General features: G+C 65.4%; 22 protein-coding genes and 1 tRNA gene. 12 read left to right on the plus strand and 11 right to left on the minus strand.

The features are described from left to right. Positions 1-15 precede the first annotated feature (15 nt). Genes ACLB6G_RS05010 through ACLB6G_RS05020 form a run of 3 tightly spaced genes read left to right on the plus strand, consistent with a single transcriptional unit; the run spans position 16 to position 3,910 of the window. The gene (locus ACLB6G_RS05010) at positions 16-1,527 is read left to right on the plus strand and encodes an acyl CoA:acetate/3-ketoacid CoA transferase (RefSeq protein ID WP_410355008.1); all 1,512 of its coding nucleotides are present in this window, start codon (positions 16-18) and stop codon (positions 1,525-1,527) included. Positions 1,528-1,556: 29 nt separating this feature from the next. Continuing rightward, positions 1,557-1,997 carry a type II 3-dehydroquinate dehydratase gene (locus ACLB6G_RS05015; protein WP_410355009.1) on the plus strand — a complete coding sequence of 147 codons (441 nt, stop codon included), beginning with the start codon at positions 1,557-1,559 and terminating at the stop codon, positions 1,995-1,997. Positions 1,998-2,014: 17 nt separating this feature from the next. Further along, positions 2,015-3,910 (plus strand): bifunctional sugar phosphate isomerase/epimerase/4-hydroxyphenylpyruvate dioxygenase family protein, encoded by a 1,896-nt coding sequence (locus ACLB6G_RS05020; RefSeq protein ID WP_410355010.1) that lies wholly within the window; start codon positions 2,015-2,017, stop codon positions 3,908-3,910. A 19-nt stretch (positions 3,911-3,929) separates the two neighbouring features. Here the strand turns inward: ACLB6G_RS05020 and ACLB6G_RS05025 are convergent, their stop codons facing one another. Further along, positions 3,930-4,790, minus strand: a complete 861-nt coding sequence (locus ACLB6G_RS05025; RefSeq protein WP_410355011.1) for a MurR/RpiR family transcriptional regulator — start codon at positions 4,788-4,790, stop codon at positions 3,930-3,932. A 162-nt stretch (positions 4,791-4,952) separates the two neighbouring features. Between ACLB6G_RS05025 and ACLB6G_RS05030 the strand changes: the two genes are divergently transcribed. The 7 genes from ACLB6G_RS05030 (at position 4,953) to ACLB6G_RS05060 (ending at position 12,657) form a co-directional block, all read left to right on the plus strand. Beyond that, the gene (locus ACLB6G_RS05030; protein ID WP_410355012.1) at positions 4,953-5,717 is read left to right on the plus strand and encodes an N-formylglutamate amidohydrolase; all 765 of its coding nucleotides are present in this window, start codon (positions 4,953-4,955) and stop codon (positions 5,715-5,717) included. Beyond that, positions 5,714-6,280 carry a TRAP transporter small permease subunit gene (locus ACLB6G_RS05035; protein ID WP_410355013.1) on the plus strand — a complete coding sequence of 189 codons (567 nt, stop codon included), beginning with the start codon at positions 5,714-5,716 and terminating at the stop codon, positions 6,278-6,280. Before ACLB6G_RS05030 ends, ACLB6G_RS05035 begins: the two co-directional genes overlap by 4 nt. Before the next feature lie 2 nt (positions 6,281-6,282). Continuing rightward, positions 6,283-7,608 carry a TRAP transporter large permease gene (locus ACLB6G_RS05040; protein WP_410355014.1) on the plus strand — a complete coding sequence of 442 codons (1,326 nt, stop codon included), beginning with the start codon at positions 6,283-6,285 and terminating at the stop codon, positions 7,606-7,608. 55 nt (positions 7,609-7,663) lie between these two features. Next, entirely contained in the window at positions 7,664-8,698 is a 1,035-nt protein-coding gene (locus ACLB6G_RS05045; protein WP_410355015.1) for a TRAP transporter substrate-binding protein, read from the plus strand. A gap of 66 nt (positions 8,699-8,764) precedes the next feature. Further along, the gene (locus ACLB6G_RS05050; protein WP_410355016.1) at positions 8,765-10,129 is read left to right on the plus strand and encodes a glutamine synthetase family protein; all 1,365 of its coding nucleotides are present in this window, start codon (positions 8,765-8,767) and stop codon (positions 10,127-10,129) included. A 4-nt stretch (positions 10,130-10,133) separates the two neighbouring features. After that, complete coding sequence (locus ACLB6G_RS05055) at positions 10,134-11,510, plus strand: aldehyde dehydrogenase family protein (RefSeq protein WP_410355017.1); 1,377 nt, start codon at positions 10,134-10,136, stop codon at positions 11,508-11,510. A gap of 1 nt (position 11,511) precedes the next feature. After that, complete coding sequence (locus tag ACLB6G_RS05060; RefSeq protein WP_410355018.1) at positions 11,512-12,657, plus strand: iron-containing alcohol dehydrogenase; 1,146 nt, start codon at positions 11,512-11,514, stop codon at positions 12,655-12,657. Positions 12,658-12,719: 62 nt separating this feature from the next. On the opposite strand, the gene ACLB6G_RS05065 is transcribed toward ACLB6G_RS05060, so the two are convergent. The 5 genes from ACLB6G_RS05065 to ACLB6G_RS05085 all read right to left on the minus strand — a co-directional run bounded on the left by ACLB6G_RS05065 (position 12,720) and on the right by ACLB6G_RS05085 (position 19,079). After that, positions 12,720-12,796 (minus strand) — tRNA-Arg (locus ACLB6G_RS05065). 96 nt (positions 12,797-12,892) lie between these two features. Further along, positions 12,893-14,038: an osmoprotectant NAGGN system M42 family peptidase gene (locus tag ACLB6G_RS05070; RefSeq protein ID WP_410355019.1), complete on the minus strand. Its 1,146-nt coding sequence runs from the start codon at positions 14,036-14,038 to the stop codon at positions 12,893-12,895. 112 nt (positions 14,039-14,150) lie between these two features. Continuing rightward, entirely contained in the window at positions 14,151-15,947 is a 1,797-nt protein-coding gene (gene ngg / locus ACLB6G_RS05075) for an N-acetylglutaminylglutamine synthetase (RefSeq protein WP_410355020.1), read from the minus strand. Beyond that, a complete protein-coding gene (locus ACLB6G_RS05080) occupies positions 15,944-17,719 on the minus strand; it encodes an N-acetylglutaminylglutamine amidotransferase (RefSeq protein WP_410355021.1) in 1,776 nt (591 codons plus the stop codon). Before ACLB6G_RS05080 ends, ngg begins: the two co-directional genes overlap by 4 nt. A 190-nt stretch (positions 17,720-17,909) precedes the next feature. Further along, positions 17,910-19,079, minus strand: a complete 1,170-nt coding sequence (locus ACLB6G_RS05085; RefSeq protein WP_410355022.1) for a M20 aminoacylase family protein — start codon at positions 19,077-19,079, stop codon at positions 17,910-17,912. Positions 19,080-19,232: 153 nt separating this feature from the next. Here ACLB6G_RS05085 and ACLB6G_RS05090 point away from each other — a divergent pair, with 153 nt between their 5' ends. Further along, positions 19,233-20,423, plus strand: a complete 1,191-nt coding sequence (locus ACLB6G_RS05090; RefSeq protein WP_410355023.1) for a D-alanyl-D-alanine carboxypeptidase family protein — start codon at positions 19,233-19,235, stop codon at positions 20,421-20,423. Between the two features lie 11 nt (positions 20,424-20,434). Further along, on the plus strand, positions 20,435-21,583 hold the full coding sequence (locus ACLB6G_RS05095; protein ID WP_410355024.1) for a CobW family GTP-binding protein: 1,149 nt from the start codon (positions 20,435-20,437) through the stop codon (positions 21,581-21,583). A 24-nt stretch (positions 21,584-21,607) separates the two neighbouring features. On the opposite strand, the gene ACLB6G_RS05100 is transcribed toward ACLB6G_RS05095, so the two are convergent. The 5 genes from ACLB6G_RS05100 to ACLB6G_RS05120 all read right to left on the minus strand — a co-directional run bounded on the left by ACLB6G_RS05100 (position 21,608) and on the right by ACLB6G_RS05120 (position 25,327). Further along, the gene (locus ACLB6G_RS05100) at positions 21,608-21,841 is read right to left on the minus strand and encodes a sulfurtransferase TusA family protein (protein ID WP_410355025.1); all 234 of its coding nucleotides are present in this window, start codon (positions 21,839-21,841) and stop codon (positions 21,608-21,610) included. Continuing rightward, positions 21,831-23,018, minus strand: a complete 1,188-nt coding sequence (locus ACLB6G_RS05105; protein ID WP_410355026.1) for a L,D-transpeptidase family protein — start codon at positions 23,016-23,018, stop codon at positions 21,831-21,833. Before ACLB6G_RS05105 ends, ACLB6G_RS05100 begins: the two co-directional genes overlap by 11 nt. Before the next feature lie 199 nt (positions 23,019-23,217). After that, complete coding sequence (locus tag ACLB6G_RS05110) at positions 23,218-24,168, minus strand: acetyl-CoA carboxylase carboxyltransferase subunit alpha (protein ID WP_410355027.1); 951 nt, start codon at positions 24,166-24,168, stop codon at positions 23,218-23,220. A 107-nt stretch (positions 24,169-24,275) separates the two neighbouring features. Then, positions 24,276-25,181, minus strand: coding sequence for a site-specific tyrosine recombinase XerD (locus tag ACLB6G_RS05115; RefSeq protein ID WP_410355028.1), 906 nt, complete (start codon positions 25,179-25,181; stop codon positions 24,276-24,278). Beyond that, positions 25,178-25,327: a histidine kinase gene (locus ACLB6G_RS05120; protein WP_410355029.1), complete on the minus strand. Its 150-nt coding sequence runs from the start codon at positions 25,325-25,327 to the stop codon at positions 25,178-25,180. Before ACLB6G_RS05120 ends, ACLB6G_RS05115 begins: the two co-directional genes overlap by 4 nt. Positions 25,328-25,464: the final 137 nt, after the last annotated feature.

Raw genomic sequence — 25,464 nt, forward strand, 5'->3', positions numbered from 1 at the left:
AGGCGGCAGAAGTTCATGAGCGCAGCCGAGGCTGTGGGCCTCGTTCCGGACGGCGCGACAATCGGCCTGGTCGGCGGCGGCGGCGGGCTTTGCGAAGCCATGGCCCTGCACGAGGCCATCGAGACGCGCTTCCTGGAGACCGGCCATCCGAACGGCATGACACTCGTTCATGCGCTCGGGGTCGGCAACCGCAAGGACACCGGCATCAACCGCTTCGCCCACCACGGCATGGTGCGCAAGGTGATCGGCGGCCACTGGCCGTGGTCGCCGCGCATGCAGCAGATGGCGGCCAATGACGAGATCGAGGCCCATGTACTGCCCGGCGGCGTGGCGATGCAGCTGATGCGCGAGATCGCGGCGAAGCGGCCCGGCCTGTTCACCCATGTCGGGCTCGGCACCTTCATCGACCCGCGCATCGACGGCGGGCGCATGAACCGGGCGGCGAAGGATCCGCTGTGCGAGGTCGTGGAGATCGGCGGGCGGGAGTATCTGCGCTACCTGCCGTTCAGCATGGATGCCTGCCTGCTGAAAGGTTCCGTCGCCGACGATGATGGCAATATCAGCCTCGACGAGGAACCGGCCAATGTGGACAGCTATGCCATGGCGGCGGCCGTGCGCAACAGCGGCGGCGTGGTGATCGTCCAGGTGCGCGAACGCGTTGCCGCCGGCGCGCTGGGCGCAAGGCAGGTGCGGATCCCGGGGGCGATCGTCGACGCCATCGTGGTCGATCCCGGCCAGCGGCAGGGCTACGAGATCGTCTACGATCCGGCGATTTCAGGACAGCGCCGCGTGGCGGAAGAACGGCCGCGGATGCCGGAATTCTCCATCCGCCGAATCGTGGCGGAGCGGGCAAGGCATGAACTCGCCGATGGCGCGGTGATCAACTACGGTTTCGGCATACCCGACCAGGTGGCCAGCATCGTGGCCGCGCGCGGCGACCACGACCGCTATTACCAGACCATCGAGCATGGCACCTATGGCGGCACGCTGCTGACGGGCACGCTGTTCGGCTATGCCCGCAATGCCTCCTGCATGCTGGACGGGCCGTCGCAGTTCGATTTCTATTCCGGCGGAGGGCTGGATATCGCCTTCCTGGGATTCGGCCAGGTGGACCGGCACGGCAATGTGAACGCGTCCAGGCTGGGCGGTGTTCCGGTGGGGCCGGGCGGCTTCATCGACATCGCCCAGAACGCGCGCAAGGTCGTTTTCTGCGGCACGTTCGACGCCAAGGGGACCGACATGACGTCCGGGGACGGCAGGCTCGCCATCACCCGGCAGGGCGAGGTCCGGAAGTTCGTGCGCAATGTCGACCAGATCACCTTTTCAGGCGCCCAATCGGTCCGTGACGGGCAGGAGGCCATTTATGTCACCGAGCGGTGTGTGTTCCGGCTGACCGCCGACGGGCTGATGCTCACGGAAGTCGCGCCGGGTATCGACGTGGAGCGCGATGTCCTTCAGCAGATGGATTTCCGCCCGCTTGTCGCCGACACGCTTGCGACGATGGACGCGGCCTGCTTCACGGCCTGAACGGGCAGCGCAAGGGAAGGGAGGCCACCATGTCCGGCGCCATTCACATCCTCAACGGTCCGAACCTCAACCGGCTTGGCACGCGCGAACCGGAGATCTACGGCGCGGTCACGCTCGCCGAAATCGAGGGCTGGTGCCGCACGGCCACCGAACGCGACGTGGTCTTCCGGCAGTCGAATTACGAGGGCGACATCGTCACCTGGGTCCACGAGGCCATCGACGCGGGCGCCGCCGGCCTCATCATCAATCCGGCGGGTCTGAGTTTCACATCCGTGCCGGTCTATGATGCACTGAAGATGTTTCCCGGCCCGGTCATCGAGTTGCACATTTCCAACATCCACCGCCGCGAAGAGGTCTATCACCGCTCGCTGGTCTCGAAGGTGGCGACGGCGGTGATTGCCGGGCTGGGGCCGAAGGGCTATGTCCATGCGGTGAAGGCCATGGCCGACCTGATCGACGGCGGCCGCTGACAGAAAGGCCGCATCCGATGAAGACAGCGATTGCGACCGTTTCGATCTCGGGCGATTTCCGCGAAAAGCTGGCCGCCATCGCGGCAGCGGGGTTCGACGGCATCGAGATCTTCGAGAACGATTTCCTTGCGTTTGACGGCAGCCCGGCGGATGTCGGGCGCATGGTGCGCGAGCACGGGCTGGACCTTTGCCTGTTCCAGCCGTTCCGCGATTTCGAGGGCATGCCGGAGCCGCAGCGGGGGCGGGCCTTCGAGCGGGCGGAGCGCAAGTTCGACCTGATGAACGAACTGGGCGTGGACCTGGTCCTTGTCTGCTCCAACTGCTCGCCGCTGGCGCTTGGGGGCATCGACCGCGCGGCGGACGATTTCGCCGAACTGGGCGAGCGCGCGGCGAAGAAGGGCATCCGCATCGGCTACGAGGCGCTGGCCTGGGGCCGCCACGTGTCGGACCATCGCGACGCATGGGAAGTGGTGCGCCGCGCCGGTCATCCCGATGTCGGCCTCATCCTCGACAGTTTCCACACGCTGGCGCGCAAGATCGACGTCAATTCCATCCGGTCCATTCCGGGCGACCGCATCTTCTTCGTGCAGCTTGCCGACGCGCCGATGATCGACATGGACCTGCTCTACTGGTCACGCCATTTCCGCAACATGCCGGGCGAGGGCGATCTCGACGTGACGGGCTTCATGCGCGCCGTGGCGGCGACCGGCTATGACGGCATGCTGAGCCTGGAAATCTTCAACGACCAGTTCCGGGGCGGGTCGCCGAAATCCATCTCGGTGGATGGGCACAGGTCGCTCGTCTACCTGATGGACCAGGTGCGCCGGCTGGAACCCGGCATCGCCATCGACGTTCCCGCCATGCCGGACCGCATCGCGGTCAAGGGCGTCGAATTCGCCGAGTTCGCCGCCGATCACGGCGAGGCCGAGCAACTGGGATCGATGTTGCGCACGCTGGGCTTCGAGCGCTGCGGACGGCATGTGACCAAGGAAGTGGACCTGTGGAAGCAGGGCGGGATCAACATCGTCATCAATACCGGGCAGGAGGGCTTTGCCCATTCCTCCTATCTGGTGCATGGCACGTCGGTCTGCGATATCGGCCTGAAGGTGGAGGATGCGGCCGCCACGGTGCAGCGCGCCCGGGCGCTGGGCGCCGAACCCTTCGAACAGGCCGCGGGCCCCGGCGAACTCAGGATTCCGGCCATTCGCGGGGTCGGCGGCGGCGTCATGCATTTCATCGACGACAAGAGCGAACTGGCGCGCGTCTGGGAGATCGAGTTCGAGAAGGTGAGCGGCGAAGCGCCGCCCGCCAGCGCCGGACTGACGCGCATCGACCATATCGCGCAGACGATGAACTACGAGGAAATGCTGACCTGGCTGCTGTTCTACACCTCCATCTTCGCCACGGCGAAAACGCCGATGGTGGACGTGGTGGACCCGGCGGGCCTCGTGCGCAGCCAGGCCATCGGCAATGACGACGGCAGCCTGCGCATCACGCTGAACGGGGCGGAGAACCGGCGCACGCTGGCCGGCCATTTCATCGCCGAGAGCTACGGCTCTGCCGTGCAGCACATCGCCTTCGAGAGCGGAGACATATTCGCCACGCGCGACGCGCTGCGGCAGAACGGATTCAGGGCCCTGGAGATATCGCCGAACTACTATGACGATCTCGATGCCCGCTTCGGGCTCGACGACAGCCTGCTGGAGCAGCTCAAGGCGGGCAACATCCTGTACGACCGCGACGAGACGGGCGGCGAGTATTTCCAGATCTACAGTCCGGTCTATGGCGAGGGCTTCTTCTTCGAGATCGTGCAGCGGCGCGGCGGCTACAACGGCTATGGCGCTGCCAATGCGCAGTTCCGCATCGCCGCGCAGAAACGGCACCTTCGGCCCAAGGGAATGCCGAGGCGATAGGCAGGGCCGGCGGCCGCGGTCACTTCCTGAAGAAACGCGTCCTGTCGAACATTTCCTCAAGCGCCTCCATGCGCGGCCTTGCATCCGCCCATCCCCGGTCCTGGACTTCGGCCAGGATGATCTCGCACAGCAGCATGGTCGCCACGCCCGAATCCCAGGACGAGGGAACCGCGATGTGATTGCGGAAGGTGATATCGGCGATCTGGGCAATGGGCGAGGCCCATTGATCGGTAAACAGGATCATCTTCGCGCCGCGTTCGGCCACCACTTCGGCAAGGCGCAGGGTCGAATTCTCGTAGCGGCGGATATCGAAGATCACGACCACGTCGCCTTCGCCGAGATCCAGCAGGTAATGCGGCCAGGCATTGGAATTCGAGGTGATCAGCGTCACCCTTTCGCGCAGCACCTGCATGTGCAGGAAGAAATAATCCGCGACCGTGCGGGTGATGCGCCCGCCGACGATGAAGACCTTGCGGTCCCGGTCCGACAGCAAGCCGCAGGCCGCGTCGAAATCCTTCATGTCGATGCCGGCGAGCGACTTGCCGATATTGTCGATCACGGCCTTGGTGAAGCGGTTGAGGATATGCGCATCGGGCGCATCGTCCACCCAGTTCTGCCGCTTGGTCAGCGGGCTCGAAATCTTCTGGTCAAGTTCCTCGCGCAGGGCATGCTGAAACTGGGGATAGCCCTGGAAGCCCAGTTTCTGCACCAGCCTGGCAACCGTCGGGGTGGATACGCCTGCGGTCTGGGCGAGCGCGGTGATCGATCCCAGGCCGGAGACGGGATAGTTTTTCAGGATGACATGGCTCAGTTGCAACTCGGACCGCGTCAGCGCCTGAGCCTGTTCCTTCAGCAATTCCTGGATGGTCCTGGCCCCCAAACCGGATCTCCCGTCTTGTCCCGGACCGCCAAGCTGCGGCCTTTTTCGCCATGGTGCTCAAATATCATACACACGGCCCGGACTTGAAGAAAAATTTTCAAAACGCGATTGACAGTGAAGCAGGGCTTGTTGAACATTCGACCATGGATGGGGGGTCGGAGGGTGATCAGGGAAAATCCGGACGCAGTCGCGGAAGTCGTGAACCCGGGCGGTTCCAGCGCCGTCGTTCTCGTCTGCGAGCATGCCAGCAACTTCATTCCGCCGCGCCTTGACGGCCTCGGCATATCGGCCGACGTCGCCCGCAGCCACGTGGCCTGGGATCCGGGCGCCGACACGGTTGCCCGCGCCATGGCCGGACTCCTTGACGCCGCCCTCGTGCGCAGCACGGTTTCGCGCCTTGTCTATGACTGCAACCGGCCGCCGGAAGCTCCCGATGCCATTCCGGCGAAGAGCGAGATCTTCGACATTCCGGGAAACAGGGGGCTGGCGGAAATCGAGCGGGCGTCTCGGGCGCGCGAATTCTATTTCCCGTTCCGGACCCTGCTGAAGACGACGCTAGAGGCGCGCAGGCCGGCCCCGGTCCTCGTCACGATCCACAGCTTCACGCCGGTTTATTTCGGCAAGCGGCGCGCGGTGGAGATCGGCATCCTCCATGACAAGGATGCGCGGCTTGCCGACGTCATTCTCGGCATCGCGTCAGGCTACGACATCCGGCGAAACGAGCCCTACGGACCCGCCGACGGTGTCACGCACACCCTGCGCGAGCACGCTTTGCCGAAGGGATATCCCAATGTGATGATCGAGGTGCGCAACGATCTCGTCGGCACGCCGGAGCAATGCGCCGCGATGGCCCGCATGCTTGCCGGCTGGATCGAACGGGCCCGCGCCGTGCTGGACGGCGGCAAGCTTGGAGACCTGCGCGCATGACTTTCCTGCGATCCTACATTTCCTTCGCGGACGCCATCAATCACCGGGTCGGGCGGATCGTGATGTACGGCATCTTCGTGATGATGGCCGTGCTGATGTGGTCGACGATCTCGAAGTTCGGCGACCAGCCCTCGCTGTGGACGCTGGAAGTCGCGCAATTCGCCATGATCACGTATTTCTTCCTCGGCGGCCCCTATGCCATGCAGATGGGCTCGCATGTGCGCATGGACCTGTTCTACGAGAACTGGACGGTCAGGCGCAAAGCCGCCGTCGACATGTTCACGGTGCTGTGCCTCGTCACCTATCTCGCCGTCATGCTGTGGGGCGGGATCAGTTCCACGGCCTATTCGCTGGGCTATTTCGGCAGCGATCCGTTCGGTTTCTTCGCCGGACTGATCACCGGCAGCGAGGAGATCGGCACGCTGGAACGCAGCCGGACGATCTGGCGCCCGTATCTGTGGCCCATCAAGGCCATCATGTGCGCGGGCCTGCTGCTCATGCTGCTGCAGGCGCTGTCCGAACTGGCCAAGGACATTCTCGTCCTGCGCGGCGAAGAGGTCTGATCATGTCCTACGAGATGATCGCGCTCCTCATGTTCGCCTCGATGATGGTGCTGCTGTTCACGGGCCAGCGCGTGTTCGGGGCCATCGGCTTCGTGGCCGTGATCGCCGCCCTCGCGCTCTGGGGCGACAGGGGCGGTTTCGACATCGCATTCTCGCAGTCGATCAAGCTGATGCGCTGGTATCCGCTCCTCACCGTGCCGATGTTCGTCTTCATGGGCTACGTCCTGTCGGAAAGCCGCATCGCCGACGATCTCTACCGCATGTTCCATGTCTGGATGGGGGGCTTGCGCGGCGGCCTTGCCATCGGCACGATCGGGCTGATGGTGCTGATCTCGGCGATGAACGGCCTTTCCGTCGCCGGCATGGCCATCGGCGCCACCATCGCCCTGCCGGAGCTTCTGCGCCGGGGGTATGACAAGCGCATGGTGACCGGCGTGATCCAGGCAGGCTCGTCGCTCGGCATTCTCGTGCCACCCTCCGTCGTGCTGGTTCTCTACGCGATGATCGCGCGCCAGCCGGTCGGCCAGCTCTGGCTCGCCGGCATGGTCCCGGGCCTGATGATGGCCGGCATGTTCATTCTCTACATCGCGATCCGCTGCCGGCTGAACCCGAAGCTGGGTCCGGTGCTCTCACCGGAGGAACGCAACATCCCGAAACGGGAGAAATACCGGCTGCTGCTGGCCGGCCTGCTGCCGCTTGCCATCTTCTTCGCGATGATGGTCCCCTTCGTGTCCGGCTGGACGTCTCTGGTGGAAAGCTCGGCGATCGGCGCCATCGTCGCCTTCGCCGCCGCCGTGCTCAAGGGGCGCATGACCTGGCGGGTCTTCGAGACGTCGGTCAGGAACACGCTCGGCATCACCTGCATGTTCATGTGGATCATCCTGGCGGCGCTCGCCTTCGGCGCGGTGTTCGACGGGCTGGGCGCGGTCAAGGCCATCGAGAGCCTTTTCACCGAGAAGCTCGGCCTTTCACCCTGGATGATCCTCATCCTGATGCAGCTTAGCTTCATCCTGATGGGCACGTTCCTCGACGATACGGCCATGCTGGTGATCGTTGCGCCGCTTTACATCCCGCTGGTCGGCGTGCTGGGCTTCGATCTCGTCTGGTATGGCGTGCTCTACACGATCACGACGCAGATCGCCTACATGACACCGCCCTTCGGCTACAACCTGTTCCTGATGCGCGCCATGGCGCCGCCGGAGATCACCCTGCGCGACATCTACCGTTCCATCGTTCCGTTCGTCGCCGTGATGGCGGCAGCGCTGGCCCTGATCATGATCTTCCCGCAGATCGCCCTGTGGCTGCCGCATCTCGTCTATGCAAGCTAAACGCCGCCAAGAAGCGCAACTGTGACTGTCGAGTGAATGAAAAGGAGAAACCATCATGACCACGAGACGTACATTCATCAAAGGCGCGGCGATTGCAGCACCGGCCGCGGCCCTGGCAACGCCGGCGATTGCGCAATCGACCATCAGATGGCGCATGCAGACCTATGCCGGTCCGGCACTCGCCGAGCATGTCGTGAAACCGGCGATCGACACCTTCAACAAGATCGCCGGCGATCGCATGCAGATCGAACTGTTCACCGCCGACCAGCTCGTGCCGACGGGTGAACTGTTCCAGGCGATGCAGCGCGGCACCATCGATGCCGTGCAGTCGGACGACGATTCCATGGCCTCGCCGACGGAAGTCACCGTGTTCGGCGGCTATTTCCCGTTCGGTTCGCGCTACTCGCTCGACGTGCCGGTCCTCTTCAACCAGTACGGCCTGAAGGAGATCTGGGAAGCCGAATATGCCAAGGTCGGCGTCAAGCACATCTCGGCGGGCTCCTGGGATCCGTGCCATTTCGCCACCAAGGACCCGATCAATTCGCTTGAGGACCTCAAGGGCAAGCGGGTCTTCACCTTCCCCACCGCCGGCCGTTTCCTGGCGCAGTTCGGCGTCGTGCCCGTCACCCTGCCGTGGGAGGACATCGAGGTGGCCGTGCAGACCGGCGAGCTTGACGGCATCGCCTGGTCGGGCATCACCGAGGACTACACCGTCGGCTGGGCGGACGTGACCAACTACTTCCTGACCAACAACATCTCGGGGGCCTGGATCGGCCACTTCTTCGCCAACATGGAGCGCTGGAACGAGCTGCCGGAAGACCTGAAGGCACTGCTGATGGTCTGCATGGAGCAGAGCCATTACTATCGCCAGTGGTGGTACTGGGGTGGCGAGGCCAACCTTCGCGTCAACGGGACCAAGATGCAGCTGACGACCATTCCGGATGCCGAGTGGGCCACCGTGGAAGAGGCTGCCGTCAAGTTCTGGGACGAGATCGCGGCGGAATCCGAAACCAAGGCGAAAATCGTCGAGATCTTCCGCAAGTACAATTCCGACATGCAGAAGGCCGGCCGTCCCTATCGATACACCTGAGAACGGACATGAACAACGGCCGGGCGCGGAGCGCGCCCGGCCCATCTCTATCGGGGAGACATCCGCATGGCGGGAATGTTGGGTTTCGAGGAACTGAGGAAGCGGGCGTCGGACGGTTCGATCGACACCGTGCTGGTCTGTCTGGTCGACATGCAGGGCCGCCTGATGGGCAAGCGCTTCCATGTGTCGAATTTCATCGAAAGCGGCCATGAGGAGACCCATTGCTGCAACTACCTGCTGGCAACCGACATCGAGATGGCGACGCCTGACGGCTATGCCTCCACATCCTGGGAAAAGGGCTATGGCGACTATGTCATGAAGCCTGACCTGTCGACGCTTCGCCTCGTTCCCTGGCTGGAAGGCACGGCGATGGTGATCTGCGACCTGATTGACCACCATACCCATGAGCCGGTTCCCCATTCCCCGCGCCAGATCCTCAAGGCGCAGGTCGAGCGGGCGGCCGGAATGGGCTTCACGCCGATGATGGCGACGGAACTGGAATTCTTCCTGTTCGAGAAGAGCTTCGACGAGTATCGCAAGTCCGGGTTTCGCGACCTGGAACCGCTGGCCGGCTACAATGCCGACTATGCCATCCAGCTTTCCACCAAGGACGAGCACGTGATGCGCCCGGTGCGCAACATGCTGGTGGCGGCGGGCGTGCCGGTGGAGAATTCCAAGGGCGAGGCCGAGGCGGGCCAGGAAGAACTCAACATCCGTTATGCCGATGCCCTGCTCGCCGCCGATCACCACACGATCGCCAAGCAGGCCGTGAAGGAAATCGCCATGCAGAAGGGCCGTTCGGCGACCTTCGTTTCCAAGTGGCACCACAACCGGGTCGGCAGCGCGGCCCATATCCACCAGTCGCTGACGGGCCCGGACGGGCCGGCCTTCCACGATCCGGGTGCGGAACTGGGCATGTCGGCGGTGATGAAGTCCTATGTGGCCGGACTGCTGAAATATTCCGCCGACATGACGTATTTCCTGGCCCCCTACATCAACAGCTACAAGCGGTTCCTGCCGGGTACATTCGCGCCGACGAAGATCGCCTGGAGCATCGACAACCGCACGGCAGGCTACAGGCTTGTCGGGGAGGGAACCCGGAGCGTGCGCATCGAGTGCCGGATTCCGGGCTCCGACATCAACCCCTATCTGGCCTGCGCCGCCCAACTGGCCGCGGGCCTGTCGGGCATCGAGGAAGGGCTGTCCCTTGACGGACCGGTGACCGGCGATGTCTACGCCATGGAGAACGTGCCCGCGATTCCGCACACGCTGCGCGATGCGGCGCAAGCCCTGCGCGGTTCGGAAATGCTGCGCCGCACGATGGGCGAGTGGGTCGTGGATCATTATTGCCGCGCCGCCGAGGTCGAGCAGGAAGCCTTCGACGCCGTGGTGACGGACTGGGAAATCGCCAGGGGATTTGAAAGGGCGTGAACGGATGAGCCGCGTTGACCTGATTTCACCGATCGACGGATCGGTCTACCTGACACGCGACGTCATGGCGCGCGACGAGGCGCTGGCGGCGGCGGCGCGCTCGCGCGCGGCGCAACCCGGCTGGGCGGCGCGACCGCTGGAAGAGCGCATAGCGCTTGTCCGCCGGGCCGGTGCGATCGTCGGCGAAACGACGGCGCGCATGGCGGTGGAACTCGCCCACCAGATGGGCCGGCCCGTGCGCTATGGCGGCGAGTATCGCGGTTTCGACGAGCGCCTGACCTACATGGCCGGCATTGCCGGCGAGCATCTTTCGCCCACGGTGATCGAGGACAGCGGCGCGTTCCGGCGCCAGATCAAGCGCGTCCCGTGGGGCGTGGTGCTTGTCGTCGCGCCGTGGAACTACCCCTACATGACGGCGGTCAACACCATCGCCCCGGCGCTGATCGCGGGCAACACGATCATCCTCAAACATGCCGCGCAAACGCTTCAGGTGGGCGAACGGCTGGCCGAGGCCTTCCATGAGGCCGGCGTGCCGGCGGACGTCTTCCAGAATGTCGTCATCGATCACGACACGACCGCGGCGCTGATTTCCGGGCGTTGCGTCGACTTCGTCAACTTCACCGGCTCTGTGGCCGGCGGACAGGCCATGGAGCGGGCCGCGGCGGGCACCTTCATTCCGGTTTCCACGGAACTTGGCGGCAAGGATCCCGGCTATGTCCGCGCCGACGCCGATGTGGACGCCGCGGTCGACACGCTCATGGACGGGGCCATCTTCAACTCCGGTCAATGCTGCTGCGGCATCGAACGCATCTATGTGCATGAAAGCCTGTATGACGGCTTCGTGGCGAAGGCCGCGGCGTGGGCGCGCGCCCAGAAGCTTGGCAACCCGCTTGACCCCGACACGACGCTCGGACCGATGGCCAATCTGCGCTTTGCGCGCGAGGTCCGCGCGCAGGTGGCCGAGGCGATCGCCCTGGGCGCGGTTGCGCATGTGGACCGCATGACTGCCGACAATGGCGAGAACACCTATGTCACGCCGCAGGTCCTGACCAATGTCACCCATGACATGCGGGTGATGCGCGACGAGACCTTCGGGCCGGTGGTCGGCATCATGCCCGTCTCCGGCGACGAGGAGGCCATCGCCCTGATGAATGACAGCCGTTTCGGGCTCACAGCCTCGATCTGGACCCGCGACGCCGGCGCGGCGGAGGCCATCGGCGACCGGATCGAGACGGGCACCGTCTTCATGAACCGCTGCGACTACCTCGATCCGGCCCTGTGCTGGACCGGATGCAAGGACACCGGCCGCGGCGCCGGCCTTTCCATGCTCGCCTACCAGGCCCTGACGCGGCCGAAATCCTATCACCTGAGGAAATCCTGACATGAGCCCGACTGCCAACTGGTCCTATCCCACCGCGATCCGTTTCGGGGCAGGGCGCATCAGCGAGATCGCGGACGCGTGCCGCGCGGCGGGCATCACCCGTCCGCTGCTGGTCACCGACCGGGGTCTTGCCGCCATGGAGATCACGAAACGCACGCTCGATCTCGTCGAGGCCGGCGGCATGACGCGGGCAATGTTCGCCGATGTCGACCCCAATCCCCACGACGGCAATGTGGAAGCCGGCCTCAAGGCCTATCGCGAGGGCGGCCATGACGGCGTCATCGCCTTTGGCGGCGGGTCCGGTCTTGATCTCGCCAAGACGCTTGCCTTCATGGCCGGCCAGACGCGGCCGCTGTGGGATTTCGAGGATATCGGCGACTGGTGGACGCGCGCCGATCCGGCCGGCATCCATCCCATCGTCGCCGTGCCGACCACCGCCGGGACCGGTTCGGAAGTGGGCCGCGCCTCGGTCATCACCAATTCGTCCACCCATGAAAAGAAGATCATCTTCCACCCGAAGATGCTGCCCTCGGTGGTGATCTGCGACCCCGAACTGACGGTCGGCATGCCGAAATCCATCACGGCCGGCACCGGGCTAGATGCCTTCGCCCATTGCGTGGAGGCCTATTCCAGCCCGCACTACCATCCGATGAGCCAGGGCATCGCGCTGGAAGGCATGCGCCTCGTCAAGGAATACCTGCCGCGCGCCTATGCCGACGGCACGGACATCGAGGCCCGCGCCCACATGATGAGTGCGGCGGCCATGGGCGCGACGGCGTTCCAGAAGGGGCTCGGGGCGATCCACGCGCTTTCGCATCCCATCGGCGCCCACCATCACACCCATCACGGCACCACCAACGCGGTCTGCATGCCTGCCGTGCTTCGGTTCAATGCCGAGGCGATCAGCGACCGTTTCGACGCCGCAGCGGCCTATCTGGGGATCGAGGGCGGGTTCGACGGCTTTCTGGCCTTCGTCGATGCGTTCAACGACAGCTTCGCCATTCCGAAAACGCTGACGGAACTGGGTGTCAAAGACCCCGATATCGACAGGCTTGTCGCCGATGCATTGAAGGATCCGTCAACCGGCGGAAACCCGGTGAAGATGACGGCCGGGAACACGCGCGCCCTTTTCGAGGCGCTGCTGTGAGAGATCAGGTGTCCGGCGGAGCAGACGGCACGACGCGGTTTTTCACCAACATCTGGATTTCATGGTGATCCCGGCAGGATTCGAACCTGCGACCCTCAGATTAGGAATCTGATGCTCTATCCTGCTGAGCTACGGGACCACGCCGCTTCCTGATAGCAGAAGGCGCGGGCATTTCAAACGCCCGATTTTGCCTTTCGCCAGGCCGGCGCTGCGCCATTCGGGCAGGCCGTTCCGCTCACTTGCCCGCCGGGGTCAGGTCCTGCTCGGCCTCCTCCGTCGGCTGGCGCGTGAAGCCCGACATGCCTGCGGTTTCCTCGAAATCGCGCTTGATTTGCACTGGGCTGGCCGCATAGGCGGTGAGCAGTTCGGCGAGCGAGCGCAGGGCGTGCATGTGGATGCGCTCATAGCCATGCGAGGCGTCGACGCCGAAGGTGAGCAGGGCGGTGCGCACGTCGTGTCCGGCCTCGATGGCCGAGGCGGAATCGGAGCGGTAATAGCGGAAGATGTCCTTCTGGTAGCGGATGTCGTTGTCCTGGCAAAGCTCCGCCAGCTTCTTGGTCAGGTGATAGTCGAACGGCCCGGTCTGATCCGCCATGCAGATGGTCACGCCGAACTCGCTGGAATTCTGGCCGGGCGCCGTCGTTCCGTTGTCGACCGCGATCATGGAGGCGACGTCGTGGCTGACGACGGAGGTGGCCCCGACGCCGACTTCCTCGGCGATGGTGAAGAGGAAGTGGATGTCGACGGGCGTCGTCACGCCTTCGTCCTGCATGGCCTTCAGCGCCGCAAGCTTCAGCGCCACGCCGGCCTTGTTGTCGAGGTGGCGCGAGACGATGTAGCCGTTGTCGAGAAATTCAGGCTGAGGATCGACGGCGACGATGTCGCCGATCTCGATGCCGAGGCGATCCAGTTCGGCCGGGTTGCGGGCCAGCGCGTCGATGCGCAATTCCACATATTGCCAGCCGACAGGCATCGTATCGACCTCATCGTTGAACGTGTGCCCGGACGCCTTGAGCGGCAGGATCGAGCCGCGATAGCCGCCCTTGCGCGAATAGACGGTGACGCGCGCGCCCTCCGCGAAACGGGCAGACCAGTGGCCGATGGGCACCAGTTCCAGCCGGCCGTTCGGCTTCAGCGCCTTCACCTGTGCGCCCAGCGTATCGACATGGGTGACGATGGCGCGCGCGCCTTCCCGGCGCTTGCCGGGCCGGATCGCGCGGATCGCGCCACGGCGCGTCAGTTCCACCTCGAGCCCCAGCGACTTCAGTTCGCGCGAGACATGGCGGACAATGGTGTCGGTGTATCCCGTGGGGCTGGGGATCGCGAGCAGGTCGGTCAGCGTGCTGGCCAGATAGCCCGTGTCGATGGCAAGTCGTGTCATGCGGTTCCACAATCGCCTCCGGGTCCCCCTGGACCACGCAGGCGCCCTGTTCTTGTCTGTTTCCCCGCTGCCCCGGACGCGAAACCGGGCAGCCGCTTCCGCCGGGACAGCGTCAGGTCGTCAGAACGGTCTGGCGCACCGATGCCGGCACCGAAAGCGGAAACAAGAGGTCGATGAAGCGTTCCGCCGTCGGTTGGGGCTCGTGGTTGGCGAGTCCCGGCCGTTCATTGGCCTCGATGAAAGCATAATCCGGCCCGGTTGGCGACCGTACCATCAGGTCGACGCCGGTGACGGGAATGGCAATGGCGCGTGCCGCCTTGATTGCCGCGTCGACAAGCACCGGGTGAACGATGCCGGTCACATCGTGAATGGTTCCGCCGGTGTGCAGGTTGGCGGTCTTGCGGACCTGGATTTCCTTTCCGTCCGGCGGCACGTCGTCCAGGGCGAAACCGGCGTGGGCGAGCGCCCGGTCCGTTTCACCGTCCAGCGGAATGCGGGATTCGCCGCCGGTGGCGGCAGCGCGGCGGCGGCTCTGCTTGTCGATGAGTTCCCTTACCGTGGCGCGCCCGTCGCCGGTGATCATGGCCGGACGGCGCACGGCTGCCGCCACCACGCGGTAATTAATGACCACGAGGCGCAGGTCCTCGCCCTCGATGCAGGCCTCGATGATGACGTCGTCGGAGACTGTGCGGGCCTGGTCCACGGCGCTGTCCACCTCCTCCATCGACGTCAGGCCGACCGAAACCCCGCGCCCCTGCTCGCCGCGCGCGGGCTTGACCACCACCTCGCCATGGCGGGCGAGGAATTCCTCGATCTCGGCGCGGCTGGCGCCGGCGGACAACTGGTCGGGCACCACCACGCCGGCCTTTTCCACGAAGCGCCGGGTGACGGTCTTGTCGTCGCAGATGGACATGGCCACGGCGCTGGTCAGTTCCGACAGGCTTTCACGGCAGTCTATGGTGCGTCCGCCCTGTGTCAGGCGGAAGAAACCGCCTTCCGCATCGAGCACCTGCACATGGATGCCGCGGCGGCGCGCTTCCTTGACGATGATGGCGGCATAGGGATTGAGATCGGCGTCTGCGTCGGCACCGGTGAAGAGCGTCTCGTTGATCGGGTTCTTGCGCTTGACGGCAAAGAAGTGGACGCGGTGGAAACCGAGTTTCTCGTAGAGCCGGATCGCCTGCTCGTTGGAATGGATGACCGACAGGTCCATGAAGGCCGCACCGCGCGCCGCATAATGCTCGGCCAGGCGGCGCACCAGCGTCTCGCCGACACCCGGATGGCGGGCCTGCGGGTCCACGGCCAGGCACCACAGCGAGGCGCCGCGCTCGGGATCGTTGAAGGCGCGGTAATGATCCACGCCGGTCACCGTGCCCAGAATCTCGCCGGTGGCTTCGTCCTCGGCCACGAAATAGGTGATGGCGCGCGCATCGCGGCGCGACCAGAAGAAATCCGGCGGCACGGGCACCATGCCGCGGGCGGCGTAGATGCGGTTGATCGCGTCGGCGTCCGACTGGGATGTCAGGCGGCGCACGAAGAAGGTGCGGGAGACCTCATGCGAGGGCCGGTAGGTCGAGAGATCGAGACGGTAGGTATGCGAGGGGTCGAGAAACAGTTCCTGCGGGGCCTCGGCCAGGATCACGTGCGGGTCGCGGACATAGATGGCGATGTCGCGCCGGTCGGGCAGTTCCTCGCCCAGCGATGCGACAAGCGTCGCGGCATCGCTGAAGGTCTGGCCGAAAACCAGGCGGCCCCAACCGCAGTTCAGCGCGAAGTTCTCCTTCATCGGGTTCGCGCCGCCGTCATGGGTGTCGATGGGCGGCTTGAGCCCCTGTTCGCGCAAGCGTTTCAGGCGGTGCTGGCCGGCCTGTCCGCGTGCCTTGCCCTTCTGTCCGGCGCCCTTGCTCACAGCGCATGCTCCTGAAGCCACATTTCCAGAAGCGCGGCCTGCCAGAGTTCGGAGCCGCGCAGCGGCGTGATGTGCGCCGCCGGATCGGCAAACAGCCGGTCGAGCCATTCCTGGCGGAACAGGCCGCGCTCGCGGGCCGGACGCGCCGACAGCGTGTCGCGCACCATGTCCAGATAGGGGCCGGCGATGTATTTGAGCTGGGGAACCGGGAAATAGCCCTTCTTGCGGTCGATCACCTCATGCGGAACGACGAGGCGGGCGGCGTCCTTCAGCACGCCCTTGCCGCCATCGTTGAGCTTGAATTCGGGCGGGATGGTGGCCGCCAGCTCGGCCAGTTCGTGGTCGAGGAAGGGAACGCGCGCTTCCAGCCCCCAGGCCATGGTCATGTTGTCGACGCGCTTGACCGGATCGTCCACCAGCATGACCTGGCTGTCGAGCCTGAGCGCCCGGTCGACCGGGTCTTCTGCACCGTCGGCCATCAGATGGGCGGCGACGAGATCGCGGCTGACATCGCTATCGGCGATCCAGCCGTCGGCCAGTTGCGTCTTCAGCGTCTCGTGGTCGCGGTCGAAGAACACCCGGGCATAATCCGACACGACATCGTTGGAGGATTGCAGCGGCGGATACCAATGGTAGCCGGCAAAGATCTCGTCGGCCCCCTGGCCCGACTGCACGACCTTGATGTGTTTCGAGACCTCGCGGCTGAGCAGGTAGAAGCCGATATTGTCGTAGGAGACCATGGGCTCCGACATGGCCGCGATGGCGCCGGGCAGATGGGTCATCAGGTCGGAGGAGGGCACGAAGATCTTGTGGTGATCGGTGCCGAAGCGTTCGGCGATCAGGTCGGAATAGATGAACTCGTCGCCCTTCTCGCCATTGGCCTCCTCGAAGCCGATGGAGAAGGTCATCAGGTCGCGCTGGCCTTCCTCGGCCAGCAGGCCGGTGATGATGGAGGAATCGACCCCGCCCGACAGAAGCACGCCGACCGGAACGTCGGCGACCATGCGGCGGCGCACGGCCACGCGCAGGGCGTCGAGCACCCGGTCGCGCCAGTCCTCGCGCGTCAGGCCCTTGTCTTCGATGCGGCGGGCATGGGGCGGGTTCCAGTAGCGTTCCTCGGTGAAATTGCCTGTGGCGTCATAGATGCGCATGGTGGCCGGCGGCAGCTTGCGCACGCCCTTGAGGATCGTGCGTGGCGGCGGCACGACGGCATGGAAGCTCATGTAGGTGTGCAGCGCCTCGCGGTCGATGCTTGTGTCGATCTCCCCGCCCTTGACCAGCGCCGGCAGGGTGGAGGCGAAACGGATCGCTCCGGGCAGTTCGGCATAATAGAGCGGCTTGATGCCGAAGCGGTCGCGCGCCATGACGGTGCGGCCGGTATCCCGCTCTGCGATGACAAAGGCGAACATGCCGTGAAAGCGCTGCACGCAACCGGCTCCCCAGGCATGCCAGGCCTTGAGGATGACCTCGGTGTCGCCGTGGGAAAAGAAACGGTATCCCTTGGCTTCCAGTTCGGCGCGCAGTTCCGGATAGTTGTAGATGCAACCGTTGAAGGCGATGGTCAGACCGAGATCGGAATCGACCATGGGCTGGGCGGCGCGTTCCGACAGGTCGATGATCTTGAGCCGGCGATGGCCAAAACAGAATCGCCCCTGCTGGACGATTCCACACCCGTCCGGCCCGCGCGGCGCCAGCGATGCAGTTATTCGTGAGACGGCTTCCGAATTGGCAAACTTTTCGTCGAAGCGGATTTCCCCGGCTATTCCACACATGTCGGGTTGAATTCTCCTGTCTTGTTCTTCTTGCCGGAGATAGATTTCCCCGTATTCATGATGTTCTTGCCGCAATATCGTTATTGCGGTGCGGCATTGTTAGGTCAGGGGCGTGCGAAAGGCAAACCCCGACGGTGGAAAACGCGCCAGGCCGCCTCCGGTTCCAAACGGGCCGGGATAAAGCCGTCTGTCAGTCTTTCGCCGCCAGCACCGTCTCGGCGAGCTTCACCCAGTAGGTGATGCCGTGGGCGATCGTCTCGTCGTTGAAGTCATATTCCGGGTGATGCAGGCCGGCGGTTTCGCCATTGCCGACATACATGAAGCAGCCGGGACGCGCCTGCAGCATGAAGGCGAAATCCTCGCCGCCCAGCGTCGGCGGAATGTCGTCGCGCACCTGCTCCTCTCCGGCGAAGGCACGGGCGACGGAGGCGGCGAGCGCGGTCTCCGCGTCATGGTTCACGGTCACCGGATAGCTGGTCACATAGGCGATATCGGCCGTTGCGCCGTGGGCCTGGGCCAGGCCGGTCACCAGTGCCTTGAGACGCTGCTCCGCCAGCACGGCGAGTTCCGGTTTCAGCGCGCGCACGGTGCCGGCTATCGTCGCGGTCTGCGGAATGACGTTGTAGGCGTCGCCGGCGTGGAATTGCGTCACGGAAACGACGAGGGATTCCACCGGATCGGCGTTTCGCGCGGCGATGGATTGCAGGGCGGAGACGATCTGCGCGCCGGCGACGATGGGGTCGACCGTTTCGTCCGGATGGGCGGCGTGGCCGCCGCGCCCGGTGACGGTGATATCGAACTCGGACGTGGACGCCATGATCGCGCCCGGGCGCGTGGCGAAGTGGCCGACGGGGACGCCCGGCACGTTGTGCAGGCCGTAGACGCTGGCGATGGCGAAACGGTCCATGATGCCTTCGTTGACCATCACCTCGCCGCCGCCGCCATTTTCCTCTGCCGGCTGGAAGATCAGCGCCACGGTGCCGGCGAAATTGCGCGTCTCGGCCAGGTGCTTGGCCGCGCCCAGCAGCATGGCGGAGTGGCCATCATGACCGCAGGCATGCATGCGGCCGACATTGCGCGAGGCATGGGGCAGGCCGGTCGCCTCGCGAATGGGCAGGGCGTCCATGTCGGCGCGCAGGCCGACCGTCGGGCCGGGGCCGAGATTGCCGCGGATCAGCGCGACCATCCCTGTCTTCGCGATGCCGGTGTGCAGTTCGTCCACGCCGATCTCGCGCAGGCGCGCGGCAATGAAGCCGGCCGTCTCCGGCAGGTCGAATTCCAGTTCCGGGATGGTGTGCAGGTGGCGGCGCCATTCGGCGGCCTCGCGGGCGATCTCGGCGGCGCGGTTGAGAACAGGCATGGGTCGTTTCCTCGTTTGGCCGCATGATTGATCACGCCGGTCACGGGATCGTCAATCTTTGCCGCTTTGATTTCGCCGGGCGGATCGGATACCACGGGAGGCGCGGGTCCGATGCCGCCGGTCCCGACCGCTGAACACTGAACCAGAGCCATCATGCCCCCTCGTCTGATCCGCTTCGTGCTTGCCGTTCTGGCCATTTTCCTCGCCGCGCCGGCGCTGGCCCAGAACCCCTATGTGGTCGCCGACGTGGCGACCGGCGCCGTGCTGGCGCACAACAAGGCTTTCAAGCGCTGGTATCCCGCCTCAGTCACCAAGATCATGACCGCCCGGCTGGCCTTCAAGGCGGTGCAGGCGGGCGACCTGTCGATGAAGAGCCCGGTGCGGATGACGAGCCGGGCGGTCAAGGAACCGCCGAGCAAGATGGGCTACCCCGTCGGCACCGTGCTGACGCTGGAAAACGCGCTCAAGATCATCCTGGTGAAGTCGGCCAATGACGTGTCGGTCGCCATCGGCGAGGCGATCGCGGGCTCGGAAATGGAATTCGTCGCCATGATGAACGAGGAGGCGCGGGCGCTCGGCATGAGCGATACGCGCTTCGCCAATCCGAACGGACTGCCGGACGGCAAGCAGTATACCACGGCGCGCGACCTCGCCTTGCTCGCCGTGGCGACGCGGCGCGATTTCCCCGCCTATGCCGGTTTCTTCGCCCTGGAGGGCATCAATGCCGCCGGCGAACTCATCCCGAACTACAATATCCTGCTTGGCCGCTTTGCCGGGGCAGACGGCATGAAGACGGGCTATGTCTGTGCCTCCGGCTTCAACCTTGCGGCGTCAGCCACGCGGGGCGGGCGCACGGTCGTCGCCATCGTGCTGGGCGCGCTGACGCAGGAGGATCGCGCCGACCTGGCCGCGGACCTGCTGGCGCAAGGCTTCGAGACGGACCCGGCCGGCAAGCCGACGCTGGCCAGCCTGCAGCCCTATGGCGAGGCACGCGACAAGGTGGCCGACATCCGCGGCTCCATCTGCACGCAGAAGGCCCAGCAGGCGCGCTATGACGGCCGCGATTTCGATGGCAAGCTGGTCTACCGGTCGTCGCATCTCCACCCGCTCAACCGCGAACCCGTGGCCGTGGCCGTTTCGCCCGGCGGCGCGACAGGTCCGGCGGCGGCCAACACCATCTTCGCCGACGTGCCGGTGCCAAGCCCGCGTCCGGCCGATGCGCCGGTCATGGCCTTCAGCGCCCCGGATACGGCGGGTGAAGGCGCGCCGAAGGCGGCAACGACGCAATTGCGCGGGACACCGGCGCCGGGCATCCCGGTGCCGACGCCGCGCCCCTCCATCTGACGAGACGCCTCATGCCCGACCAGATTCCCGTCACCGTCGTCACCGGCTTTCTCGGTTCGGGCAAGACGACGCTGCTCAACCGCCTGCTGAAGGATCCGGCGCTGAAGGACACCGCCGTGATCGTCAACGAGTTCGGCGAGGTGGGCATCGACCACCTGCTGGTCGAACAGTCCGCCGACGGCGTTATCGAGCTTTCCGACGGCTGCCTGTGTTGCACGGTGCGCTCCGACCTGGTGCTGACACTGGCCGATCTCATCGACCGGGTGCAGTCGGGCAAGATCGCCGCGCTGAAGCGGATCGTGATCGAAACGACGGGGCTGGCCGATCCGGCGCCCGTGTTGCAGGCGGTGATCGGCCATCCGGCGCTGCAATGGGTGCTGCGGCTGGACGGCGTGGTGACCACGGTGGATGCCGTCAACGGGATGCGCACGCTCGACAACCACGTGGAAGCGGTAAAGCAGGCGGCCGTGGCCGAACGCATCGTGCTGACCAAGACCGACCTTGCCGACGCCGGGGATGTCGCCGCGCTCAAAGGCCGGCTGGCGGCGCTCAATCCGCATGCGCTCATCCTCGACGGGCAGGCCGAACCGTCGGTCGCGGCGCTCATGGATTGCGGGGCGTGGAACCCGGATACCAAGAGCGCGGACGTGCGCAAGTGGCTTGCCGCCGAGGAGGCCGCGGGTCATGGCCATGACGGGCACCATCATGGCAGCCATGGGCACGCCCATGGGCATGGGGGGCATCACCATCATCACGGCGGGCACGATCACGACGTCAACCGGCATGATGCGCGCATCCGCTCCTTCTCGATCGTGCATGACCGGCCGGTCGACAAGCTGGCGGTTGCCATGTTCATGGACCTGCTGGCCTCGGCGCATGGCGAGAAGCTCTTGCGCATGAAGGGCATCGTCGAACTCAAGGACGATCCGGAGCGCCCGCTCGTCATCCATGGCGTGCAGTCGATCATGCATCCGCCCGTGCGGCTCGACGCCTGGCCGGACGGACCGCGCGGCACACGCATCGTGCTGATCACGCAGGATCTCGGCGAGGATTTCGTGCGGCGCATGTTCGCCGCCTTCACCGATACGCCGGCCGTCGACACGCCCGACCGCCAAGCCGTGACCGACAATCCGCTTGCCGTGCCGGGGTTCAAGGGGTAGCGGGCGAGAGGCGCTCCGGCAGGCCTACCCGCCGCGTTCGACCAGGAAGCGGTGACCACCTTCGGCAGACGCCGTTTCGACCAGGATGTGCCCGTTTTCCAGGCAGAAGGCGGGAATGTCGATCACGGCCAGCGGATCGGTCGTTTCCAGCCACAGGCGGCTGCCCGGCGCCATGGCCTGAAGCCGCTTGCGGGCTTTCAGGACGGGGAGGGGGCAGTTCAGGCCGCGAAGATCGTAGCTTTCCGGCTCAGAACACATTCCACCAGCGCTTCTTCTGCGGCGCGGACGCTTCGGCCGACTGGTCGGGCCGCGTTTCCGGAACGGGCGCGGCACCGGCCTGCGCTTGCGGTGCGGGCGCAACGGGAGCCGGCGCAGCGGTTGACGGCGCAGCGGGTGCCGGCGCGGCGGCCGCTTCCTCGACCTGTTCCGGCTCGGGCGCGGGAGCGGGGGCGGGCGCACGGCGCGGATCTTCCAGCGATGGCGGTGTGCGCGGGACCTTCTCGCCACGGGCGCGGCGCTTGGTCCAGTCGGCGACAAGGCGGGCTTCCTTGATGCCGTCGATGGAGGGACTCAGCGGGCGGGACGCGGCCTCGCCACTGGACAGGAGCGCCGAGAAGGCCTCGTCGTGGTCGCGCTTCAGGGCGTCATAGGCCATGCGAAGGCTGTCGGGCTGCGACATCTGCGGGCAGGGGGCGTTGCCGCCACGGAAGGACTGGCCTTCGGCGGGCGTCTGGTTGAAGACATAGCGGCCGCCGCAAACATCCACCTTGGGCGGTACCTTGGTCAGCTCGAAATGGTCGTAGCCTTCCTTGAGCATGCGCCAGAACTCGATGTTCGGATCGTTCTTGTAGCGGGCCATGTTGGCCGGCGTCATGCGGAAGGGAAAGGCCTGGACCTGGAATTCGCGCTGTCCGCCCCGGAACGCGTCGCGTCCGAAGGCGAAGATCTCGGCGACCTGTTCGTCGGTCATCGAGTAGCAGCCGGCCGACGAGCAGGCGCCATGGACCATCAGGTGGGAGCCGCTGCGCCCGTGGGCGCGGTCGAACTCGTTGGGGTAACCCAGATTGAAGGCCAGGTAGTAGCTGGACTTCGGGTTCATCTGGTGCGGGCGGATGGTGTAGAAGCCTTCCGGCGCCTGACGGTCGCCCTCGATGTATTTCGGACCGAGCTGACCGGACCACTTGCAGATTTCATAGGACGTGACGAGGTCGTAGCGGCCGGTGTCCTTCTGCTTCCAGACCTCGAGCTGGCCCTCTTCCTTGAAGATGCGGACGACGATCGGCGAGGACTTGCTCATGCCCTTCGCCTTCATGACGCGGACAAGGTGGTCGGGCAGCGGGCGCTCGGCCTTCGCGGCGCTGTCGAGCGCATCGTTGCAGCCTGCGAGAGCCAGCGCGGCGCACAATGCCAATCCCGTGAGAAGCCTGGATTTCATGGCTGGACCAACCGGTTTTCCCATTCATCGAAAGAGCGGCGCCACGACGCCGCCACAACAGGATGCTTAAGCGTTAACCATTGAAAAACCATTACCGCAAGCGCCTGTGACATGCGATCACGCAAGTGTCACTGGACAAACGGATTGGCGAATTTATGGCAGGCGCGGTCTTCAGAGTTGGCCGGCGTCCTCGCGCAAATCAGAGATTGCGGCCGATGGCGAGGAACTTCTGGCGGCGCTCGGCGCGCAGGTCGAGCCCGTCAGCCGACAGTTCGTCCAGCGCCTTGCCGATCTGCTGCCCGGCGGCGGCGATCACCTTGGAGGCGTTACGATGGGCGCCGCCGACATGCTCGGGGATGATGCCGTCGATGATCCTGAGTTCAAGCAGGTCCTGTGCCGTGATCTTCATGCCGGTCGCGGCGTCGCGGGCACGCGTGGAATCATGCCACAGGATGGAGGCCGCGCCTTCCGGCGAGATCACCGAATAGATGGAGTGCTCCAGCATGTAGACGCGGTTGGCCGTGGCAATGGCAATGGCGCCGCCCGATCCGCCCTCGCCGATGACGAGCGAAACGACAGGCACGGTGAGATTGAGGCATTTCTCCGTGGAACGCGCGATGGCTTCGGCCTGACCGCGTTCCTCTGCACCGATGCCCGGATAGGCACCGGCTGTGTCGACGAGCGTGATGACCGGCAGGCCGAAGCGTTCTGCCATGTCCATCAAGCGAACCGCCTTGCGATAGCCCTCGGGACGGGCCATGCCGAAATTGTGCTTCAGGCGGCTTTGCGTGTCGGCGCCCTTTTCCTGGCCGATGATGCAGACGGCGCGGCCGTTGAAGCGGGCAAGCCCGCCGATCACGGCATGGTCCTCGGCGAAATTGCGGTCGCCGGCCAGCGGGGTGAATTCGGTGAACAGCGCCTCGACATAATCCTTGCAATGCGGACGGTCGGGATGGCGGGCCACCTGGGCCTTCTGCCAGGGCGTCAGCGCCTTGTAGACGTCGCGCAAGGCTTCCTGCGAGCGGGTTTCCAGCCGCGCGATCTCGTCACCGACATCCACGGATTCGCCGCTCTCCATCAGGGCCTTGAGTTCAAGGATCTTGCCTTCGAGGTCGGCAACGGGTTTTTCGAAATCGAGATAATTGTACATGCGCCCCTGATCCCGCGTCTTGCGGCCTGGTCGTGGCAATGGGGTGCGGCATGCCGTCGGAGCGGCCGCGTCCCGCCTTTCTGGTCCCTCACATAGCGATCAAGGCGTCAATCGGCAAGCGGGTGGTGCGTGCGCACCAGTTCCGCCAGGCGTTCCTCGAGCACATGGGTATAGATCTGGGTCGTCGAGATGTCGGCGTGGCCGAGCAATTGCTGGACGGCGCGCAGGTCGGCGCCGTTCTGCAGGAGATGGCTGGCGAAGGCGTGGCGCAGCACATGCGGCGAGACGGCCGCCGCTTTCAGACCGGCGCGTGCGGCCAGCGCCTTCAGGTCGCGGGCGAAGACCTGGCGGGGCAGGTGGCCGCTTTCCGAACCCGGCGAGGGGAAGAGAAAGCGCGAGCCGGAAATTTCCCCGTTTGCATCGCGGATGGCGAGCCAGGCGGCCATGGCGGTGCGCGCCTTGGGCGACAACGGCACCATGCGGTCCTTGCCGCCCTTGCCGCGCACGATGAAGAAGCGCTCGTCACGCCTTGCGACGCTGACGGGAAGCGCCACCAGTTCGGAGACGCGCAAGCCGGTGGCGTAGAGCACTTCGAGAAGGGCATGGAGACGCAGCGCGGCGGGATCGCCGTCCGCGGCTTCGGCGGCGGCGAGATCCAGCAGGCGTGTCACCCCGGCTTCCGACAGGACCTTGGGCAAGGGTCGCTGCTTGCGCGGCGAATCGATCACGCCTGTCGGGTCGTCGCCGCGCATGCCCTCGCCGTAGAGGAATGCGAAGAACTGGCGCAGCGAGGAGAGCCGCCGGGCTTGCGTCGTCACGGCGAAGCCGCTTTCGGCGAGCGATGCCAGGTAGGCGGTCAGGTCGGCGGAAGTGGCGTTCAAGAGCCCCGACGGCACGGCGGCATCAGCCTCTTCCAGATCGCGGCGATAGGCAGCAAGGGTGTTGGCGGAGGCGCCGCGTTCGGCGGCCATCATCTCCAGGAATGCCTCGATCCGCGCGCCGGAATTGCTCATTCGTCCAGTTTCAGCCGTTCGGCCGGAATGCGCACCTGCATCTCGCCCTTGTTCGGTTTGACGAAGGTGGCGAGCGCGAACATGCCGCCATAGGCAAGTCCCGCCAGGATGCCGATCGTCACCAGAAACCGGAACAGTGTTGGCATCGCGCCGAACCTCGCCCTTTCTCGCCCTTGCCCCGCCGGCCCGTTATGGGACGGTGCGAACCGCATTGCAAGCGAGCGGGGAAGCCTCAGCCTCGTGCGGCGCTTGACCTTGAGGCGCTTTTCATGTCGTAACGCGC

The organism is Zhengella sedimenti (assembly GCF_046506625.1).
GTDB lineage: Bacteria > Pseudomonadota > Alphaproteobacteria > Rhizobiales > Rhizobiaceae > Zhengella > Zhengella sedimenti.

Coding starts and splice junctions, on each gene's coding strand:
- ACLB6G_RS05010 (WP_410355008.1), top strand. CDS start 16: ATGAGCGCAGCCGAGGCTGTGGGCCTCGTTCCGGACGGCGCGACAATC.
- ACLB6G_RS05015 (WP_410355009.1), top strand. CDS start 1,557: ATGTCCGGCGCCATTCACATCCTCAACGGTCCGAACCTCAACCGGCTT.
- ACLB6G_RS05020 (WP_410355010.1), top strand. CDS start 2,015: ATGAAGACAGCGATTGCGACCGTTTCGATCTCGGGCGATTTCCGCGAA.
- ACLB6G_RS05035 (WP_410355013.1), top strand. CDS start 5,714: ATGACTTTCCTGCGATCCTACATTTCCTTCGCGGACGCCATCAATCAC.
- ACLB6G_RS05040 (WP_410355014.1), top strand. CDS start 6,283: ATGTCCTACGAGATGATCGCGCTCCTCATGTTCGCCTCGATGATGGTG.
- ACLB6G_RS05045 (WP_410355015.1), top strand. CDS start 7,664: ATGACCACGAGACGTACATTCATCAAAGGCGCGGCGATTGCAGCACCG.
- ACLB6G_RS05050 (WP_410355016.1), top strand. CDS start 8,765: ATGGCGGGAATGTTGGGTTTCGAGGAACTGAGGAAGCGGGCGTCGGAC.
- ACLB6G_RS05055 (WP_410355017.1), top strand. CDS start 10,134: ATGAGCCGCGTTGACCTGATTTCACCGATCGACGGATCGGTCTACCTG.
- ACLB6G_RS05060 (WP_410355018.1), top strand. CDS start 11,512: ATGAGCCCGACTGCCAACTGGTCCTATCCCACCGCGATCCGTTTCGGG.
- ACLB6G_RS05070 (WP_410355019.1), bottom strand. CDS start 14,038: ATGACACGACTTGCCATCGACACGGGCTATCTGGCCAGCACGCTGACC.
- ACLB6G_RS05080 (WP_410355021.1), bottom strand. CDS start 17,719: ATGTGTGGAATAGCCGGGGAAATCCGCTTCGACGAAAAGTTTGCCAAT.
- ACLB6G_RS05085 (WP_410355022.1), bottom strand. CDS start 19,079: ATGCCTGTTCTCAACCGCGCCGCCGAGATCGCCCGCGAGGCCGCCGAA.
- ACLB6G_RS05090 (WP_410355023.1), top strand. CDS start 19,233: ATGCCCCCTCGTCTGATCCGCTTCGTGCTTGCCGTTCTGGCCATTTTC.
- ACLB6G_RS05095 (WP_410355024.1), top strand. CDS start 20,435: ATGCCCGACCAGATTCCCGTCACCGTCGTCACCGGCTTTCTCGGTTCG.
- ACLB6G_RS05100 (WP_410355025.1), bottom strand. CDS start 21,841: ATGTGTTCTGAGCCGGAAAGCTACGATCTTCGCGGCCTGAACTGCCCC.
- ACLB6G_RS05105 (WP_410355026.1), bottom strand. CDS start 23,018: ATGAAATCCAGGCTTCTCACGGGATTGGCATTGTGCGCCGCGCTGGCT.
- ACLB6G_RS05110 (WP_410355027.1), bottom strand. CDS start 24,168: ATGTACAATTATCTCGATTTCGAAAAACCCGTTGCCGACCTCGAAGGC.
- ACLB6G_RS05115 (WP_410355028.1), bottom strand. CDS start 25,181: ATGAGCAATTCCGGCGCGCGGATCGAGGCATTCCTGGAGATGATGGCC.
- ACLB6G_RS05120 (WP_410355029.1), bottom strand. CDS start 25,327: ATGCCAACACTGTTCCGGTTTCTGGTGACGATCGGCATCCTGGCGGGA.